Here is a 19,344-nt window from a genome sequence, read left to right as displayed (position 1 = left end):
CCGCCGTCAGCCGAGGTGGGCGGCCGCCGCGGTGGCCAGTTCCGTGCGGTTCGCGATGCCCAGCTTGGCGTAGACGTGCGCGAGGTGCGTCTTCACCGTGCCGCGGCTCATGAACAGCCGGGCGCCGATCTCCGGGTTCGTGCAGCCCTCGGCCGCGAGCTTCACGACCTCCCGCTCGGTCGGCGTCAGGCTGCCCCAGCCGCTCGACGGGCGGCCGCGCGCACCCCGGGTCCGGCGGACGAACGCGACGACGTCGTCGAGGCTCATCGGCGCCTCGTCCGTCGTGAGCCCGAGCGCGTCCAGCTCCCGCTGCTCTTCCCGGCGCCGGGGAAAGCCCAGTTCAGCACGGATACGGGACGCCGAAACGAACACCCGGGCGGCGTCGGCCTCACGGCCGGTGCGGGCGAAGAGCGCGGTCAGCGCGTCCAGGCTGCCCAGGACGCCCAGGCGCAGCCCGTGGTCGACGCGCAGCGTCAGCGCCTCGTGGTGCAGCTCGGCGGCCTGCTCCGGCCCGGCCAGGTACCCCTGCTGGTCCAAGGCGTCGGCCAAGGCCGAACGCAAGCCCCAGCGCCGGGTCAGGTCGACGGCGGTGGCGAGCACCTCCGCGGCCTCGTCGGTGCGGCCCTGCGCACGCAGCACCGCACCGCGTTCGGCGAGCCCCTGCGACGCCAGGTACGTCCCGGGAATGGCTTCGCGTTCGAACCAGCGCGCGGCTTCGTCCCACTCGCCGCGCCGCCGGTGCAGCTCGCCCATCACCCCGGCCATGCCGGGTACGAAGACGTCCCCCGCGGTCTCGAGGAGCCGCAGGAACGGCTCCATCACGCGGAAACCGGCGTCGACGTCGCCGGCCAGGCAGTGCACGATCGCCAGCCGGCACAACGTCGTGTTGACCCGGTGGAAGTCCCCGAGCGGCGCGGCGACCTCGACGGCGTGCTCGGCGAGTTCGCGCGCCCGCGGCAGATCCGCCGACGCGACCGCGCTCGCCGACCGGGCGCTGAGGACTGTCGACGCGAGTCCGCGGTCGCCCCGGCGAAGGAGTCCTTCGGCCGCTTCGGCGAGCAGGAGGTCGGCTTCGTCGTGCCGGTCACGGGCGTGCAGGACGATCCCGCGCAGCAACAACGCACTGTCACGCGCGAAGCCGTCTTCGGCCGCCTCGGCGACCTTCTCGGCTTCGAGCGCGAGGTCCCAGGCGGCGTCGAAGTCCGTGTAGAGGTGCCCAAGAGCGGTCAACGAGAGGCATCGCGCGCGCAACCCCGCTTCGCCGAGTTCGGTGGCGATCTCCAGGCCCAGCCGCGCGGCTTCGACGTCGAACGGCGCCGTCGTGTCCGCGACCAGCCCCATCCCGGTCAGCAGCCGGGCCTGCAACGGGGAACGCTCGTCCGGGCAGCGGGCGACCGCGCGCTTCAGGTACGCCAGGCCTTCGTGGCCGCGGCCCCGCAGGTTCCACAGCCACGCGACGGCGGCGGCGAGCCGGCGTCCCCGCGTGGGATCTTCCTTCGCCAGTCCCCATTCCAGGGCCGCGCGAAAGTTGTCGCGCTCCGGTTCCACCCGCGCGCGCCAGGCGTCCTTGTCCCGATCGAGGTCGGGTTCGGCGGCTTCGGCGAGGGCGAGGAAGTGGTCGAGGTGCCGGTCCCGGACGGCGTCGGCCTCGCCCGCCTCGGCCAGCCGTGCCGCCGCGTACTCGCGCAGGGTCTCCAGGAGCCGGTAGCGGCCGTTTTCGGCCAGCACCAAGGACTTGTCGACGAGCCGGCCCAGTGCGGGCAGCACGGCCGGGCCACCGGCCGCGTCCAGGGTGAACCCGCCGGCGAACACCGAGAGCCGGCGGAACACTGTGCGGTCTTCGTCGTCGAGTTGGTCGTGGCTCCACGCGATGGACGCGGCCAGTGTCTGCTGCCGCGCCGGCACGCCGCGCGGGCCGCGGGTGAGTAAAGCGAACCGGTCGTCGAGGCCGGCGTCGATCTGGTGCGGGGTAAGGGTTCCGAGCCACGCGGCGGCGAGCTCGACGGCCAGCGGGATGCCGTCGAGCCGGGTGCAGACCGACCGGACGGCGACCGCGCTCGAAGTGTCCAAAGTGAACAGCGGCCGGACCGCGCCGGCCCGTTCGACGAACAGCGCGACGGCCTCCTCGACGGCCAGCGGCGGCACCCGCCAAACCGTCTCCCCCGGCACGTCCAGGGGTTCCCGGCTGGTCGTCAGCACCGCGACCTCGGGGCAGGACCGGAGCAGTTCGACGGCGAGGTCCGCGACGCCGTCGAGGACGTGTTCGCAGTTGTCGAGGCAGAGCAGGACGCGCCGGTCGCGCAGCTCCGTCGCGACCGTGCGAGCGGCACCCGCGTGCGGCTCCACCGGCACGCCGAGCGTCGCGGCGACCTGCTCGGCGACTTCGGCGCGGCCGCTGACGGCGTCGAGCTCGACCCACCACACGCCGTCGGGCCAGCGTCCGGCCGCCGCGGCCGCGACCTGGGCGGCCAGCCGCGTCTTGCCACTGCCACCCGGCCCGGCGAGCGTGACGAGCCGGCCGCCGGCCAGCCGGCCCCGGACCTCACCGGCCTCGGTCTCGCGGCCGACGAATCCGGTCAGCTGCACCGGCAGGTTGTTCGGGATCGCGTCCAACGAGCGCAGCGGCGCGGGGGTGCCGCCGAGCTGGAAGATCCGCTCGGGCGCGGTGAGGTCCGGCAGCCGGTGGACGCCGAGGTCGTGCAGCGTGACGCCGGTCAGGGCCGCGGCGGCGGACGCCGAGACGAGCGTCCGGCCGTCGCCGGCCAGCTCCCGCAGCTGTTCGCAGCGGCGGACGGCGGGTCCGGTGGGCGTGCCGTCGTCGCGGACCAGCGCTTCGCCGGTGTGCAGGGCGGCGGGCCCGCCGTTCAGTGTCTCGAGCGCTTCGCCGGGCGTCGCGAAGACAGCCGGGGTCGCGTCACCGGCGCACAGGATCGTGACCGTGCCCGTGGGGAGGAGGTTCGTCTCGGTCATGGCCCGGCCAGTCTGCCAGCGAATCTCGGCCAGGTGGCAGATGTCCCGGCGCGCCGCGGCTGCGACCTTCGAGGACGTGGAGACGTTCGAAGAGCTGCTGACCCGCTGGCGGGACGCCGAGGCCCGCGGCGACGCGCCCGCGTGGGAGCCGCTGCTCGCCGCCGACTTCCGCGGCGACGGCCCGGACGGCCGCGTGCTCGACCGCGACGCCTGGCCCGGCCGGGCCCCCGCGGGCGCGTTCCGGTGGACGGGCCTGCGGGTGACGCCGTCGGTCGGGGTGGCGACCGGTCAGCGCGACGGCACCGGCTGCACGGTGGTGGCGGCGCGGCGCGAGGGACGCTGGCAGATCGTCAACGTCCAGCGCGGCTCATGACAACTTGGTCCGCAGCACCTTCCCGGTCGCGTTGCGCGGCAGCTCGTCCAGGAACTCGACGTCGCGGGGCACCTTGTAGCGCGCCAGGTTCGCCTTGACGTAGTCGCGGACGCCCTCGACGTCGAGCTTCGCGCCGTCCGCCAGCACCACGAACGCCTTGAGGCGCTGCCCGAACTCCGGGTCCTGGACGCCGATCACCGCCGCTTCCAGCACGTCTTCGCGCTCGACCAGGAGGTTCTCCACCTCGATCGGGAACACGTTCTCGCCGCCGGAGACGATCATCTCGTCGTCGCGGCCGTCGATGAAGAGGAGGCCGTCGTCGTCGAAGTGGCCGACGTCGCCGCTGGAGAGGAGGCCGTCGATGATCTCCTTGTGGCGGCCGTCGGTGTAGCCGCCGAAGCTGAGGCCGCTGCCGACGAACACCCGGCCGGTGACGTTCGGCTCGGTGATCTTGCCGCCCTTTTCGTCGTAGAGCGCCACCTTGCAGCCGACCGGCGCGCGGCCGACCGTGCCGGGCGCCTTCGCCCAGTCTTCCGGCGTCGCGACCGTCGCCACGGCGACCTCGGTGGAGCCGTAGAGGTTGTGCACGACCGGGCCGAACGCCTCGTTGGCGCGGTTGCCGAGGTCCGGCGACAGCGCCGAGCCGGCGACGAAGATGATGCGCAGCGCCGACGTGTCGTACTTCTCCCGGACGTCCTTCGGCAGGTCGACGATGCGCTGCAGCATGGTCGGGACCAGCACGAGCGCGGTGCACTTGTGCTCGGCGACGCCACGCAGCGCTTCTTCGGGCGTGAACTTGCGGCGCATCACGACCTTCGAGCCGAGCGCGAAGGAGAGGATGAACTGCGAAAGGCCGGTGCCGTGGAACAGCGGTGCGCCCATGTAGGTGGCTTCGTTGGACCGCAGCGGGATCCGGTCGAGGAACTGCGCGGACGCCAGCGCGGAGGTGTGCGGCCGCGGCGCGCCCTTCGGCGTGCCGGTGGTTCCGCTGGTCAGCAGCACGAAACCGCCCGGCTTGGCCGGCGCGGGCCACGGCCGGTCGTCGGTGCTGGCGATGATCTCCGACAGCACCGGCACGTCCCGGTCGGTCAGGTCGCTGTCCGGGTCGACCCAGGCCAGGTAGCGCTCGACGCCGGCGGGGATCGCGTCGAGCAGGCCGGTGAACTCCTGGTCGTACACCAGCGCCGTGACGCCCTCGCGCTTGGCGACGTCGGCCAGCTGCGGCTTCGCGAAGCCGGTGTTCATGAGCAGCAGCCGGACGCCGAGCTTGCCCGACGCGGCCATCGTGATCACCAGGCCGCGGTGGTCGCGGCACAGCGCGGCGACGACCTGACCCGGCTTGATCCCACGCTCGGACCAGGCCCGGGCCAGCGCGTTCGACTGGTCGTCGAGCTGCTTGTAGGTCAGCGGGCCGAGCTCGTCGACGATGCCGACGGCGGTCGGGTCGCGGCGCGCGGAGATGTGGTTCGCGCCGGCGAAGGGCCCGAACTTGCGGAGCGCGACGAGTGACCGGACCCCCTCGTCGAGCCGGGGAAAGGGAACGAGACCGGCCCGCCGCATCACATCCACGCTGCGCGCTGTCTCCGCCACCTTGTCCGCCACCTGCGTGGCGAGCTCGACCAGGCTCATCCAAGCACCTCCGTTGCTGCGGGAAGAGTGAGGCTCCTCGCCCACGCCGACGGCAGGCGTACCGGCGGTATGGGGGCTACCGGAGAGTAGCCCAACCTTCGGCCGAACGCACCAGTCGCGTTCGGGCGGAAACTGTCGGTGGTGGCCGTCATGATGTCTTCGTGCAGGTGATCGCCGGGCGGGAGGAGGACGGGAGCTTCACCGTGCAGTCGACGGCGTCGACGGTGAACGGCCTGGACGAAGCGGGTTTCGCGGCGCTGGCCCGGGAGCTGGAGACGTCGCTGCGGCCGCGCTGGGTGTTCCCGTCGGTGGAGGGCGTGTACCCGGCGCTCGTCGCGGCCGGGCTGCGGGTCCGGCGCTGCTACGACCTCGCGCTGGCCGAAGGGCTGCTGCTGGCGTACGAGGGTCAGGAGGGGCAGTCGCGGAGCCTGCGCGCGGCCTGGGCCAGGACCAACGGCGAGGAGCCGCCGCCCGATTCCACGGCCGTCGAGCTGGCGCAGCCGACGCTGTTCGACACCCGGGCGCCGACGCTGCCCGAGGGCGTGACGGTCGTCACGGCGGTGCGGCGCGTGCTCGCGGAGCAGGAGCGGCGCGTGGCGGCGGCCGAGCACCCCGAGCGGCTGCGGCTGCTGCTGGCCGCGGAGTCGGCGAGTGCGCTGGCCGCGGTGGAGATGTCGGCCGACGGCTTGCCGTGGCGCGCCGACCTGCACGAGGAGCTGCTGGTTTCCCGGCTCGGCCCGCGGGTGCGCCCCGGGGAGCGGCCGAAGGTGCTGGTGGACCTGGCGGCGAAGATCAGCGAGGCGTTCGGCGGGCGGCCGGTCAACCCGGACTCGCCGCCGAGCGTGGTCAAGGCGCTGGCCTGGGCCGGGATCGAGGTGCCGGCGGCGCGGAAGTACCTCCTGAAGGGCATCGACCATCCCGCGGTCGCGCCGTTGCTGGAGTACAAGGAGCTGTCCCGGCTGTACGCGGCGAACGGCTGGGCCTGGCTCGAGGAGTGGGTCACCGACGGCCGGTTCCGCCCGCACTACGTCGTCGGCGGCGTGGTGTCCGGGCGCTGGGCCAGCCGCGGCGGCGGGGCACTGCAGATCCCGAAGGTGCTGCGCACGTGCGTGCGCGCGGACCCGGGCTGGAAGCTGGTGGTGGCCGACGCGGCCCAGCTGGAGCCGAGGGTGCTGACGGCGTTGTCGGGCGACCGCAGGCTGGCCGACGTCGCGGCGGCGACGGACCTGTACGCGCGCCTCGGCGAGGCGTTGTTCTCGGGCGCCCGCTGGGTCCCGTTGTCACCGGACGACGACCGAGACGACCGGGCGCGCGCGAAGATAGCGATGCTCTCGGCGATGTACGGCGGCACGTCCGGCGAGGCGGGGCCGCTGCTTGCCCTGCTACGCCAGCGTTTCCCGGACGCGGTGTCCTATGTGGAGCACGCCGCGCAGGCGGGCGAACGCGGCGAGCGCGTCCGCTCCCGGCTGGGCCGGACGTCTCCCGCGCCTTCGGCTGCCTGGCGCGCGTTGACCGGCGGGCTGGCGTCGGACGAAGCCGGCGAGGTGAAGGCCCGCCGGGCCTCCCGCGGCTGGGGCCGGTTCACGCGCAACTTCGTCGTCCAGGCCAGCGCGGCCGACATGACGGCGGTGATGCTGGCAACGCTGCGCCAACGCCTCCCGGCCCCGGCGCACCTGGTGTTCTTCCAGCACGACGAGGTCATCGTCCACACGCCGGCGGCGTTGGCCGAGGAGGTGACGGCGGCGATCACGGACTCGATCGCGGAGGCGGCGAGAATGCTGTTCGGCCCGGCCTGCCCGGTCCGGTTCCCCTTGCACATCGCCCCGGTCGACACCTACGCCGACGCGAAGTAACTTCATCACCGCTCTGATCAGTGACCACATGGACGATCACCGGAGTACCCCTTCGGCGCAATCGGGATTGCTGCCTGTCAGCCGAACCACCGGTTGAGTGGCAGCGAACCAACCGACCAGCGCTTTCCCGCGAAGGACACTGACTACGTTCAGCTCATATGGCGAAGAAAACGACCGGAAAGCTGCTGGGAAGCCTGTGGGGATACCTGCTCTTGGCCGCGGTGCTCTGGCTGTGGTTCCTGCCGTCGATCGGTCCTGGGGTGATCGCCATTTTGTCGGCGCTGGTGGTTCTCTACACCTTGTTCCAGGCGCCGATGTGGTGCTGCGCCGAAACCCGCAGCCGTGCACCGTGCCGCAACAACGCGTACGGCATTCTGCTCGGCTGTCATTTGCGCCAGCACAAATGGCAGAAGGTCAAGATGGCTGTCCGGCAGCAGTACTGGGGAAAGCTGGGCCGCCGGGTGTTCGGCAGTGTCGGCGGGCAAGCCGCGACCTTCTCCGCCTTTGCCGGAATGGTTTCCGCGTGCGCGGCGACCGTGACCTTGATCGCCAAGTGAGACTGGCTCGTCGTCGTGATCTTTTCGCCGTCGCCAGGTGAACCGTGCCGGCCGCTCCCCTGCTCGGAGCGGCCGGCCAGTCACCTACGGGAACATCGACAGCGTCTGCGTTCCGACGTCCTGGTTCGGCAGCGTCTTACCCGGGTTGCCGCGGAAGTCGGTCCAGCACGGGTGCAGCCGGAAGTCGGCGCCGACCGCCGTCGCCGTGTAGTCGCCGATGAACACGCCTTGCAGTTCCTTGCCGGTCACCGCGCCGGTCGAGACGAACTGCACCTGCGGGTTCGCCGTCTGCGTCGTGATCCGCCGGACCGGCGCCGAACCAACGCCGTCACCCCAGCCCGTGGCGTAGGCGTAGTCGAGCCCGATGCCGCGCGGGTCGTAGGCACGGGTGTAGAACGTGACCGCGACGCGGCCGGCGAGCGCCGCGACGGCGGGGAACACCTCGTCGGCGCCCGTGCCGATCTTCACCGGCTTCGACCAGCCGTGCCGGCCGTCGGACCCGCTCAGGAACGCGTCGCCGTTCGTCTTGACCGACTCGCCGTCGCGGTAGGTGCCGTTGCGGTCGTCGGCCCAGGTCACCCAGAGCCGGTCGGTCACGCGGTCGTAGGTCAGCTGCGGGAAGCTATTGATCCGGAAGTTCTCCCCGGTCAGCGCGTTGTTGGCGACGTCATCGTCGACCGGGAAGTCGAAGTCGAGCCCCACCTCGGCGTGCCGGAACGTGCGACCGCCGTCGCGTGAGGTCGCCACGACCACCGCGTCGTGGTCGGCGGGCTGATCGCAGGCGGCACTGGCGCACACCGACGTCTCGTAGGCGATCTGGAGCGTCCCGTCCCGGGTGACCACCGGGTTCGAGCCGCTGCCGTACGGCGTGATCCCGCCGTGGAAGCCGGTCAGCGACGGCGAAACCCGGCGCATCGGCGACCACGTCCGCCCGAAGTCGCCCGACTTCGACAGCACGATCGGCGACTCGGTGAAGTTCCCGTCGGCGTCGTAGGTGAACTGCGTCCAGGTGACGTACACCGTCCCCGTCACCGGGTCGGCGGCGATCCACTCCTTGTCGTTGAAGATGTTCGTCGGCGTGGGCGTCCCGGCCGGCGTGACACCGTCGAGGTGCAGGATCGCCGGGTCGCCGAAGCTGCGGCCGCCGTCGTGCGACACCGACACGGCGATGCCGCTGGCGAGCTGCTCGTCGTCCGGGACCGCGGCCCGGCTGAACACGAGCGTCGCGTAGTAGACGGTGTTGTGCGGCCCGAACGCGACGGCCGGGTCACCCGCGGCGTCCATGTAGGACAGTGGCGCGGCCGCCCCGGTCGGGAAGTCGAGGTGCGGCAGCTGGACGTTCGCCCAGGTCCGGCCGCCGTCGAACGACGTGTAGGCGAAGCCGCCGGAGTCGTTGCGGGCCTCGCGGGTGTTGTAGAGCCGGTAGTCGTTGGACCCGGCGACGATGTTGCGCGGGTTCTCCGGGTTGACGGCGATGGTCGTCTCGTTCTGGGCGGTGCTACAGCCGGTCTGGCTGCCGGTGGGCACGATGGTGTCCCCGGCGATGACGTCGGTGTTCGGCGCGAGCGGCCGGTAGGGGTTCGGTTTGCCGATGTAGGTCTGGCAGAGCGCGGACAGCGCGGGATCGTCGCCGTCCTCTTCTTCCTCCTCGGCGAAGCGCTCCTTGAGCAGCGGATTCGGCACATCGTGCCGCGGCTCCGCGGCGGCCGCGGCGATCTTGTGCTTGCCGGAGTGGGGATCCACGGGAAGCGGCGAGCCCCCGGTGGCGGCGTGCGCGGCCGGCGCGAGGACGACGGCGAGCGGCAGGACGAGCGCGGTGAGCGTGGCAAAGATTCTTCGTTTGGTGGACGAAACACGCAAGGACATCCGAAGGTCCTTTCCCAGGAGGCGTCGGCAGCCAGGCTTGACTCCCGCACGCACGCGGTCAACCGACGGAAGTTCGGAGCCGGACATTCCACCCCAGGAGCACGCCTGGAAACACTGACCACAGGGACGACGAGCGCCGGCACCGACAGTGACCGCACCGCCGGACATCCGGGCGGTGAATCATCCACGTGGTGCTGCCCGCACCGGCCAGCAGCGACCTAACCTGATTCACATGGGGCGAGGGAAAACGCGAAAACAGGCGGAGTCGGAGATATACGGCGGAGCCATTGCCGTTGCCGCATTGTGGGTCGCCAGTCCGCTCAGCGCCATTTTCTTCCCGGTCATTGCCGTCGCCTCCGGGCTGCTCGCCGGGTTCAGCCTCTGCACTATGCCGACGTGGTGCTGCGCCGAACGAAGCAGGGGCGGGCCCTGCAAGGGCAAGACTCGCGGGGTTTTCGTGGCCTGCGAGGAGCCTTCTCACGTCGACCAAAAAGGGGCTCTGCTCCGGACGCGAGCCTACTGGATCGGCCTGGCACGCGGAGACTACAGCGGGAGCCGCCGTGCGAGGGCCGTCTACCTGGCGGGCGCCGCCATCCTGTCGGGTCTCGTCGCGCTGATCTTCACCCTCCTGCAGTGACCTCAGGCCAGTGCGTCGTCGATGGCTTTCGTGATCCGTTTCAACGACACCGGATGCGCCGTCCCCAACGTCTGCGCGAAGAACGAAACCCGCAGTTCCTCGATCATCCACCGCACTTCGTCCAATGCCGGTGACGACGTCCCCGGCGGGAGCGAAGCCAGCGCCTCCTGATACTCCCCGGTGATCCACGCGATGTCCGCCGTCCGCTGCAGGTCGCGGGTCGGCTCCGACGCCAGCTTCTCCAGCCGGCGGGAAATCCCCTGCAGGTACCGGATCACGTTCCGCAGCCGCGAAGCACCCGTCGCCGTCACGAAACCCGGGTACACCAAGCCCGACAGCTGGGCCCGGATGTCGGCCAGCGACTCCGCCGGCCCGCGGGACGACGGCAACGCCACCTCGACGTCGTTCGCCGCACGGAGGATCTTCTCCACGTCCGTCAGTACGTCGAGCACCACCGGGTGCAGGCCCGCGCGGACCTTCTCCAGCAGGACCTTGAAGCTCGTCTCGTCGAACGCCGGGCCGCCGCCGGTCGTCATCAGGGCGTCCACCGCGCAGTCGACGCAGTCCTCGAGCAGCGCCGCCACGCTTCCGTGCGGGTTGCGGTTCAGGACCAGCTTCGACGAGTTCGACAGCGACCGCGTGATGAACTTCATCGGCGAGTTCAGGTTCAGCCGCAGCATCCGGCGCGTGCCCGCCCACATCGCGTGGCGCTGCTCGGCCGGTGTGTCCAGCAGGCGCACCGCCACCGACGCACCCTCGTCCACCAGTGCCGGGTACGCCTTGACGTCGTGGCCGCGCTGCGTCGACTCGAACACCTTCGGCAGCGAACCGAACGATGGCTTCGTCAGCCCGGCCTTCTCCAGGGTGTTGGCCGCCTTCGAGATCGTCGCCCGGACCTTCGGCGCCAGCTGCCGCTGCAGTGCCGAGACGTCCTTGCCCTCGGCGACGCGCTTGCCGCGCTCGTCGACCACCCGGAACGTGATCTTCAGGTGGTCCGGCACCGACGCAAGATCCCAGTCCGCATAAGGCACCATCACACCCCGCAACGCCCGCAGCTCGCGGCCGAGCACCTCCAGCAGCGGACCGTCCGAAGGGGACACTCGCGAAAGGACGTCCCGGGCGGTGTCCGGCGCCGGGACGAAGTTGCGGCGCACCGCCTTCGGCAGCGACTTGATCAGCTGCGTCACCAGTTCCGCGCGCAGCCCCGGCACCTGCCAGTCGAACCCGTCCGGCGTCACCTGGTTCAGCACCGGCAGCGGGACGTGCACGGTGACGCCGTCCGCGTCCGCGCCCGGCTCGAACTGGTAGGTCAGCGTGAAGACCTGCGTGCCCTGCGTCCACGAGTCGGGGTAGTCGCCCTCGCGGACGCCGCCCGCGGTCTCGTTGATGAGCATGGACTTCTCGAACGAGAGCAGGTCCGGCTGCGCGTGGCGCGTCTTCTTCCACCACGTGTCGAAGTGGCGCACCGAGACGACGTCAGCCGGGACGCGGGCGTCGTAGAACTCGTACAGCGTCTGGTCGTCGACCAGGATGTCGCGGCGCCGCGCGCGGTTCTCGAGGTCCTCGACCTCCTCCAGCAGCGCCCGGTTCTCGGCGAAGAAGTGGTGGCGCGTCTGCCAGTCGCCCTCGACCAGCGCGTGCCGGATGAACAGCGCCCGCGACATCTCCGGGTCGATCCGGCCGTAGTTGACGCGGCGGTCGGCGACCAGCGGGACGCCGTACAGCGTCACCCGTTCCGTCGCCATCACCGCGCCCTGCTTGCGTTCCCAGTGCGGCTCGGAGTAGTTCCGCTTGACGACGTGCCCGGCCAGCGGCTCGACCCACTCGGGCTCGATCCGGGCGTTCACCCGCGCCCACAGCCGCGACGTCTCGACCAGCTCGGCCGACATCACGAACCGCGGCTGCTTCTTGAACAGCGCCGATCCCGGGAAGATGCCGAACCGGGCGCCGCGCGCGCCCAGGTAGTCGCCCTTGGCCGGGTCCTTGAGCCCGATGTGCGAGAGCAGCCCGGCGATCAGGGACGTGTGCACGCGCTGCGGGTCGGCCGGGGTCGTGTTCGTGTTCAGCGAGATGCCCAGCGGCTTCGCCAGCTGCCGCAGCTGGCTGAAGATGTCCTGCCACTCGCGCAGGCGCAGGTAGTTCAGGTACTCGGTGCGGCACATGCGGCGGAACTGGTTGCCGGACAACGCCTTCTGCTGCTCGGCGACGTACTCCCAGAGGTTGAGGTAGGCGAGGAAGTCCGACGTCGGGTCGGCGAACCGCGCGTGCTGCTGGTCGGCCGCCTGCTGCTTCTCCGCCGGCCGCTCCCGTGGGTCCTGGATGGACAGTGCCGCCGCGATGATCATGACCTCGCGGACGCAGCCGTTCTTCGCGGCCTCCAGCACCATCCGGCCCATCCGCGGGTCGACGGGCAGCTGCGCGAGCTTGCGGCCGATGTCGGTGAGCCGCCGGTCCGGCGAATTGGCCGCCGCGCTGTCGAACGCGCCCAGCTCCTGCAGCAGCCCGACGCCGTCGGTGACCTGGCGGCGGTCCGGCGGCTCGACGAACGGGAACGCCGCGATGTCGCCCAGCCCCAGCGACGTCATCTGCAGGATGACCGACGCGAGGTTGGTCCGCAGGATCTCCGGGTCGGTGAACTCGGGCCGCGCCTCGAAGTCCTCTTCGGAGTAGAGCCGGATGCAGATGCCGTCCGACGTCCGGCCGCAGCGGCCCTTGCGCTGGTTCGCCGACGCCTGCGACACCGGTTCGATCGGCAGCCGCTGCACCTTGGTGCGGTGGCTGTAGCGCGAGATGCGCGCGGTGCCCGGGTCGACGACGTACTTGATGCCCGGCACGGTCAGCGACGTCTCGGCGACGTTGGTCGCGAGCACCACCCGGCGTCCGGTGTGCTGCTGGAACACGCGGTGCTGGTCGGCCGCCGACAGCCGCGCGTAGAGCGGCAGGACCTCGGTGTTCCGCAGGTCGGCGCGGTTCAGCACGTCCGCGGTGTCGCGGATCTCGCGTTCGCCGGAGAGGAACACCAGGACGTCGCCCGGGCCCTCGGCGCACAGCTCCTCGACGGCTTCGAGGATGCCTTGGGTCTGGTCGCGCTCGTCGTCGCCCTCGGGATCGTCAGGGTCGACGAGCGGCCGATAGCGCGTCTCGACCGGGTACGTCCGGCCGGAGACCTCGACGATCGGCGCGTCGTCGAAGTGCTTCGAGAACCGCTCGGGGTCGATCGTCGCCGAGGTGATGATCACCTTGAGGTCGGGACGGCGCGGCAGCAGCTGCTTGAGGTAGCCGAGGATGAAGTCGATGTTGAGGCTGCGCTCGTGGGCCTCGTCGATGATCAGCGTGTCGTACTGGCGCAGCGAGCGGTCGGTCTGGATCTCGGCCAGCAGGATGCCGTCGGTCATCAGCTTGACCAGCGTGTCCTGCCCGGACTGGTCGGTGAACCGGACCTTGTAGCCGACGGCGTCGCCCAGCTCGGTCTTCAGCTCGCTCGCGATCCGGTCGGCGACCGTGCGGGCGGCCAGCCGCCGCGGCTGCGTGTGGCCGATCTGGCCGCGGATGCCGCGGCCGAGCTCGAGGCAGATCTTCGGCAGCTGGGTGGTCTTGCCCGAGCCGGTCTCCCCCGCGACGATCACGACCTGGTGCTTGTCGATCGCCGCGCCGATCTCGTCCTTGAGCTTGCTGACCGGCAGCTCTTCGGGGTACTCGATCTTGGGCACGCTTTCGCGGCGCGACGCGAGGCGCAGCTCGGCCTTGTCGATGTCGGCGGAGATCTGCGCGAGGGCGGCGTCGCGATCACGGGCTTTGCGGGCGCCGTCGAGCCGCCGGCGCAGCCGGTGCTCGTCGCGCGGCATCAGCTCGGGCAGGCGCGCACGCAGCGCTTCGGAGAGGGATGGCGTGGACATTCTTGGTCCGAGGATAGCCGTGCGTGACGACGCGGGCCTCTCAATATCCCCGCCGCGTGACCGGGCGCACGCGAAAGGCCTCCGCACCGGGGGTGCGGAGGCCTTCGGAGCCGGATTCAGCCGGGCTGGCCGGGCTGCTGCGGGTACTGCTGCTGCGCCGGCGGCTGGCCCTGGAACTGCTGCGGCTGGCCGGGGTAGGGCTGCTGCTGGCCCGGGAACTGCCCGCCCGGCGCCGGCGGCTGCTGGGCGAACTGCTGCTGCGGCTGCGGAGCGGACTTCGCGCGGTTCATCGCCACCGAGCCGCCGATCAGCGCGACGCCGACCAGGCCGAGCACGATGCCGAAGCCGGGCTGCATGTCGGTGGCCCAGGACAGCAGCCGGAACTCGTAGTCGAACTGCTCCAGCACGAGCGAACCGAAGCCGAGGACGGCGAACAGGATGCCGATGCGCATCATGATCGAAGACATGGAAAACCCCCAACGGGAAAAGGGAAACAGGAGCCGGCCGCCCCGACGGCCCGCAATGGGACTCGAACAGTAGCCGCCGGTTCCCGAGCTGTCCCCGGTTTTCCCGTTTTGTTATCTCACGTCCGCTGGAGCGAGTCCGGGCCCAGGTCGGCGAGGGTGCGGTGGCCGGAAAGTCCCATGGTCAGGTCGAAGTCGGCCAGCAAGCTGCGCAGCACGTGGCGGACGCCGTCCTCGCCCGCGTGCGCCAGCCCGTACACCCACGGGCGGCCCACCAGCACCGCCCGCGCGCCCAGCGCGATCGCCTTCAGCACGTCCGCGCCGGTGCGGACGCCCGAGTCGAAGAGCACCTCCAGGCGGTCGCCGACCGCCGCGACGATCCCGGGCAGTGCTTCCAGGGCGCCGATCGCGCCGTCGACCTGGCGGCCGCCGTGGTTCGACACGACGATGCCGTCCATCCCGGCCTCGGCCGCGCGGCGCGCGTCGGCGACGTGCTGGATGCCCTTGAGGACGATCGGGCCGTCCCAGTGCTCGCGCAGGAACGGCAGCTGGTCCCACGTCCGGTCGGTGCCGGTGATCATGCCGATCCAGGTCAGGATCGCCGTGCCGCGGTCCTCCTCCGGCGTCTTCTCCAGCCGGGACAGGAACACCGGGTCGGTGAACGGGACGGCGAGCCCTTCGCCCTGCAGGAACGGCAGGTACGACTGGTCCAGGTCGGACGGTCGCCAGGCCAGTGTCCACGTGTCGAGCGTGACGACCAGCGCCGTGTAGCCGGCCGCCTTCGCCCGGGCCAGCAGGCTCGCGCAGACGTCCGGGTCGCCGGGCCAGTACAGCTGGAACCAGCGCGGGCCGTCGCCGTTGGCCTCGGCGACGTCTTCGATGCCGGTGGACGAGGCCGTGGACAGGATGAACGGGAGCCCCGTCGAGGCGGCGGCGCGGGCGGTCGCGGACTCGGCGTCAGGGTGGACGATCGACTGGACGCCGACCGGCGCGACGGCCACCGGCGCGGCCAGCCGGGTGCCGAGCACGGTGGTCGAGAGGTCGCGGTCGGTGGCGCCGGTGAGCATCCGCGGCACGACGCGCCAGCGGTCGAACGCCTCGCGGTTGGCGCGGGCGGTCGCGCCGGAGCCGGCCGAGCCCGCGACGTAGGAGAACGGGCCGGGCGCCATGACCTCACGGGCCGATGCTTCGAGCTTCGTCGCGTCGGTCGAGCACGGCGGCAGCACCCCACCGAGTCCCTGCAGGTAGAGCTCGTTCTGGTAGCTGCCGAAGCGTTCGGTCACGGGCTTCCTCCTCGCGTTCGAACGCGCACTGTACCCGCCGGTAACGGCTCAGGCCGGGGGACGCCGCATCGGCTGCACCGGCGGCCCGTCGGGCGGGTGGAACGCGGGGTGCGAGACGGCGCGGCGGCCGATCCCGATGACGATGTCCACTTCGGACGGATCCGCGGCGCGGACGTCGCTCATCGCGTCTCCACGAGCTCGCCCTCGCGCAACGGGCCGCCGATCCCCGCGTAGACGTCCGGACGCCGGGTGCGCAGCGCCTCGGCCCGCAGGAAACCGGCCAGCCCGGCGAGCATCAGCAGCCCCGGCAGGCCCCAGCGCAGCAGCGGGTTCGAGCCCGCCGAGCCGAGCAGGACGTCGAAGTCGACGATGATCAGCACCAGGACCGCGGTCAGCGTCACCGCCGCGAGCGCGGGCGCGCCCGCGCGCCGCCACCACGTCTCCTGCCCGGGGCGGCGGCGGAAGAACCCGATGACCGACAGCGAAACCGCGATCATGATGATCGTGACGCCCGTAGAGGCGGTGACGCCGGTCCAGGTGAACAGGTCGGTGAACGGGTCGCGCCCGGCCAGCGCGAAGATCGCGACGACGACGATGCCGATCGCGGTCTGGGCCAGCGAGCCGCCGATCGGCGCGCCGGTGCGCTTGCTGGTGCGGCTGAAGCCCTCCGGCAGCAGCCCTTCCCGGCCCACCGCGAAGAAGTACCGCGCGACGGCGTTGTGGAGGCTCAGCAGGGCGGCGCACTGGCTGGTCAGGAAGAGCACGTACGCCGTGTCGGCGAACGCCGTGCCGACGTACCGGCCGCCGAGCCCGAACAGCAGGCCCGGGCCCTCGGCCACGGCGCGTTCGACGATGTGGTCCGGACCGGTCGCGACCGCCATCCCGAGCGAGGAGACGATGTAGAGGACGGCGGTCAGCCCGATCGCGATGTACGTCGCGCGGCCGACCGTCCGGCGCGGGTCGCGGCACTCCTCGCCGTAGGTCGCGGCGCCTTCGAAGCCGAGGAAAACCGCGATGGAGAACGCGAAAACGGCGCCGGCCCCGGCCGTGAAAAGGCTCGACGGCGTGAGCGGGGTGAACGAAACCGAGCCCCCGGCCGGGTGGCTGAACAGCGCGAAGTCCAGGACGGCGAGTACCGCGACCTCGAGGCCCAGCGCCACGCCGAGCACCTTCGCGTCGAGATCGATCCGGAGCACGCCGCCCACGCCGACGACCAGCACCATCAGCAGCGCCACCGGCCACCACGGCAGGTCCCAGCCGAACTTCGTGTTCAGCCAGGTGGACACGGAAAGGCCGAACAGGCCGAAGACCCCGGTCTGGATGGAGCTGTAGGCGAGCACCGTGACGTAGGCGACGGCGGTGCCCGCGGAGCGCCCGATCCCGTGCGCCACATAGGGGTAGAAGGCGCCGGCGTTCGTGACGTACCGGCTCATCGCGGCGTACCCGACGGCGAACAGCGCGAGCACCGGGGCCAGCAGCACGAACGACAACGGCACGCCGATGCTGCCGGTCACCGAGTAGGTCGCCGAGACCCCGCCGGCGATCGCGTACAGCGGACCGGCCGCCGCGACGACGAAGAAGACGATCTGGACGGCGCCGAGCCGCCGCTTCCCGAGGCCGCGCCGCGGTGACTGGGTACCCATGAACCTTCCCCCGCGCCCGTAGGTGATCTTGGGCGCGGCGCCCCAGAGTAGGGGGTGCGCACGGGACGGCGGTACGTCCGTTCGGGGTAAAACGTGATGGCACCGAAAGCGTCGCGAAGCCGGACCGCTATCTTCGGGATCCTCACCGCGACCGCCCAGGGGGCCCTTTTCCGTCATGCGCCGGCTCACCCTGGTCGATTCCTTCTTCTTCCTCGGGCACGACGAGTTCACCGGGCGCCCGTCGCTCAGCCGGACGTCGCTGGGCATCGGCCTCGCCGGCGCGGCGCTGTGCGACCTGCTCTTCACCGACCGGATCACGGTCGAGAACCGGAAGGTCCGCGCGATCGCGGAACGGCCCGCGGGTATTCCGACCGCCGATCACGTGTTTTCCGAAATCGTCTCGGAAACGGGGACGCACAGCGTGCGCGACTGGGTGAACCACCTGCGCGGGGAACTGCCGTCGGTCGCGGCCGGGAACCTCGTCGCGCTCGGGCTCGTCCGGCAGACGCCAATGCTCCTGCGGCGGCGCCACCGCTACCCACCGGAGGACCTGCTCGTGTCGATGGCGGCGCGCAGCAAGGCGCGGGCAGCGGTGTTCGGCGTCGACCGGCCTGACCCGCACGCGGCGTGCTTGGCGCTGCTGGCCTGGACGGCGGGGGTCGACGACCTGTGCGAGCCGGAGCTCGGCCGGGCGCACGTGCGGGCGTGGATGGAGGACACCCACCACGGCCTGCCGCGCCGCATCTCGGACGTGGTCGCCGGGGTGGCCGCGGTGGCGGCGGCCGTCGTCTACACCGGCGACCGGAAGTGACCCGCGGGATGGCGGCCGCGGCGGGTGTCTTGAATGAGTCATTCAGGGCGTGCGAGGTCCTGAATGACTCATTCAAGACGTTTGCCGGAGCCCTGAGGTGACCCGGAGTGGCCCGCGCGGCCACTGTCGTCTGGGTCGGCGGCCGGATGTGACTCGCGGGTAACCTGGGCGCGTCCGCCGTCGACGTCCACTGGAGGAGACATGCGCGCGCACGACGTGGTCCTGTTCGGCGCCACCGGGTTCACCGGTGGGCTGACGGCCGAGTACCTGGCCCGCCACGCGCCCGCGGACCTGCGCTGGGCCCTGGCCGGCCGCAACCGCGGCAAGCTGGAAGCCGTCCGGGCGCGGCTCGCCGGGATCGACGACCGGTTCGCCGGGCTGGACCTGCTCGTCGCCGACTCCGGGGACCCGGCGTCGCTGCGGGCCGTCGCCGAATCGGCGAAAGTGGTCGTCACCACCGTCGGGCCGTACCTGACGCAGGGCGAACCGCTGGTGGCCGCGTGCGCCGCGGCCGGCACCGACTACGTCGACCTGACCGGCGAGCCCGAGTTCGTCGACCGGATGTATCTCGCGCACGACCGGCGGGCCCGCGAGACCGGCGCGCGGCTGGTGCACGCCTGCGGGTTCGACTCGATCCCGCACGACCTCGGCGCGTACTTCACCGTGAAGCAGCTGCCGGAAGGCGTGCCGCTGAAGATCGACGGCTACGTCCGGGCCAGCGGGATGCCCTCGGGCGGGACGTTCCTCAGCGCGCTGACCATCATGTCCCGGCTGCCGGCCGGGGCGCGGGTCGCGAAGGAGCGCGCGGCCGCCGAACCGCGGCCCGCCGGGCGGTTCTCACGGGCGCCGTTCGGCCGGCCGCACCGGGTCGCCGACGCGGGCTGGTGGGCGGTGCCGCTGCCCACGATCGACCCCGAGATCGTCCGCCGGTCGGCGGCCGCGTCCGAGCGCTACGGGCCGGACTTCACCTACCGGCACTTCGCCGCGGTCAAGCACCTGCCGGTGCTGGCCGGCGGCGCGCTCGGCGTCGGCGCGCTGTTCGCGGCGGCCCAGGTGCCGCCCGCGCGGCGCGGGCTTTCGCGCCTGCTGGCACCCGGCGACGGCCCGAGCCCCGAGCGTCGCGCCCGGTCGTGGTTCTCGGTGCGGTTCATCGGCGAAGGCGGCGGCTCGCGGGTCGTGACGGAGGTGTCCGGCGGCGATCCCGGCTACGACGAAACGGCGAAGATGCTCGCGGAATCGGCGTTGTGCCTCGCGACGGACGACCTCCCGGAAACGACGGGCCAGGTGACCACGGCAACCGCGATGGGCGACGCGCTGATCGACCGGCTCACCAAAGCGGGCCTGCGGTTCGCGACGCTCTGA

At 71.7% G+C, this 19,344-nt stretch carries 14 protein-coding genes; 6 read left to right on the top strand and 8 right to left on the bottom strand.

All coding sequences use genetic code 11. The annotated features are described in order from the left end of the window. Positions 1-6: 6 nt before the first annotated feature. On the bottom strand, positions 7-2,970 hold the full coding sequence (locus QQ657_RS05380) for a helix-turn-helix transcriptional regulator (RefSeq protein ID WP_284740936.1): 2,964 nt from the start codon (positions 2,968-2,970) through the stop codon (positions 7-9). Positions 2,971-3,010: 40 nt separating this feature from the next. On the opposite strand from QQ657_RS05380, the gene QQ657_RS05375 reads away from it, so the two are divergent. Beyond that, positions 3,011-3,343, top strand: coding sequence for a nuclear transport factor 2 family protein (locus QQ657_RS05375; RefSeq protein WP_284740935.1), 333 nt, complete (start codon positions 3,011-3,013; stop codon positions 3,341-3,343). Here the strand turns inward: QQ657_RS05375 and QQ657_RS05370 are convergent. Then, on the bottom strand, positions 3,338-4,972 hold the full coding sequence (locus tag QQ657_RS05370; protein ID WP_284740934.1) for an acyl-CoA synthetase: 1,635 nt from the start codon (positions 4,970-4,972) through the stop codon (positions 3,338-3,340). The two genes, QQ657_RS05375 and QQ657_RS05370, sit on opposite strands and share 6 nt — an antisense overlap. A 161-nt stretch (positions 4,973-5,133) precedes the next feature. Between QQ657_RS05370 and QQ657_RS05365 the strand changes: the two genes are divergently transcribed. Together QQ657_RS05365 and QQ657_RS05360 are read left to right on the top strand one after the other, a co-directional pair. Continuing rightward, positions 5,134-6,825 (top strand): bifunctional 3'-5' exonuclease/DNA polymerase, encoded by a 1,692-nt coding sequence (locus QQ657_RS05365; RefSeq protein ID WP_284740933.1) that lies wholly within the window; start codon positions 5,134-5,136, stop codon positions 6,823-6,825. A 158-nt stretch (positions 6,826-6,983) separates the two neighbouring features. Further along, on the top strand, positions 6,984-7,382 hold the full coding sequence (locus tag QQ657_RS05360) for a hypothetical protein (protein WP_284740932.1): 399 nt from the start codon (positions 6,984-6,986) through the stop codon (positions 7,380-7,382). An 84-nt stretch (positions 7,383-7,466) separates the two neighbouring features. Here QQ657_RS05360 and QQ657_RS05355 read toward each other — a convergent pair whose 3' ends face one another. Beyond that, a complete protein-coding gene (locus QQ657_RS05355) occupies positions 7,467-9,248 on the bottom strand; it encodes a sialidase family protein (protein WP_284740931.1) in 1,782 nt (593 codons plus the stop codon). A gap of 148 nt (positions 9,249-9,396) precedes the next feature. Between QQ657_RS05355 and QQ657_RS05350 the strand changes: the two genes are divergently transcribed. Continuing rightward, positions 9,397-9,885, top strand: a complete 489-nt coding sequence (locus QQ657_RS05350; RefSeq protein ID WP_284740930.1) for a hypothetical protein — start codon at positions 9,397-9,399, stop codon at positions 9,883-9,885. Between the two features lie 2 nt (positions 9,886-9,887). On the opposite strand, the gene hrpA is transcribed toward QQ657_RS05350, so the two are convergent. The 5 genes from hrpA to QQ657_RS05325 form a co-directional block, all read right to left on the bottom strand. Continuing rightward, complete coding sequence (gene hrpA, locus QQ657_RS05345) at positions 9,888-13,730, bottom strand: ATP-dependent RNA helicase HrpA (protein WP_434056723.1); 3,843 nt, start codon at positions 13,728-13,730, stop codon at positions 9,888-9,890. A gap of 167 nt (positions 13,731-13,897) precedes the next feature. Beyond that, positions 13,898-14,248 carry a hypothetical protein gene (locus QQ657_RS05340; RefSeq protein ID WP_284740928.1) on the bottom strand — a complete coding sequence of 117 codons (351 nt, stop codon included), beginning with the start codon at positions 14,246-14,248 and terminating at the stop codon, positions 13,898-13,900. A 116-nt stretch (positions 14,249-14,364) separates the two neighbouring features. Continuing rightward, positions 14,365-15,528 (bottom strand): lactate 2-monooxygenase, encoded by a 1,164-nt coding sequence (locus QQ657_RS05335; protein ID WP_284740927.1) that lies wholly within the window; start codon positions 15,526-15,528, stop codon positions 14,365-14,367. Positions 15,529-15,576: 48 nt separating this feature from the next. After that, positions 15,577-15,711 (bottom strand): hypothetical protein, encoded by a 135-nt coding sequence (locus QQ657_RS05330; RefSeq protein WP_284740926.1) that lies wholly within the window; start codon positions 15,709-15,711, stop codon positions 15,577-15,579. Then, positions 15,708-17,171 carry an APC family permease gene (locus tag QQ657_RS05325; protein WP_284740925.1) on the bottom strand — a complete coding sequence of 488 codons (1,464 nt, stop codon included), beginning with the start codon at positions 17,169-17,171 and terminating at the stop codon, positions 15,708-15,710. The genes QQ657_RS05330 and QQ657_RS05325 overlap by 4 nt, the downstream gene beginning before the upstream one ends. A gap of 175 nt (positions 17,172-17,346) precedes the next feature. Here QQ657_RS05325 and QQ657_RS05320 point away from each other — a divergent pair, with 175 nt between their 5' ends. Then, positions 17,347-17,982: a GOLPH3/VPS74 family protein gene (locus QQ657_RS05320; RefSeq protein ID WP_284740924.1), complete on the top strand. Its 636-nt coding sequence runs from the start codon at positions 17,347-17,349 to the stop codon at positions 17,980-17,982. Positions 17,983-18,183: 201 nt separating this feature from the next. Beyond that, the gene (locus tag QQ657_RS05315) at positions 18,184-19,344 is read left to right on the top strand and encodes a saccharopine dehydrogenase family protein (RefSeq protein ID WP_284740923.1); all 1,161 of its coding nucleotides are present in this window, start codon (positions 18,184-18,186) and stop codon (positions 19,342-19,344) included.

It is taken from the genome of Amycolatopsis ponsaeliensis (genome assembly GCF_030182635.1).
Taxonomy (GTDB): domain Bacteria; phylum Actinomycetota; class Actinomycetes; order Mycobacteriales; family Pseudonocardiaceae; genus Amycolatopsis; species Amycolatopsis ponsaeliensis.
Note: the sequence above shows the minus strand (reverse complement) of the source record. Positions and strands in the feature narration are given on the sequence as shown.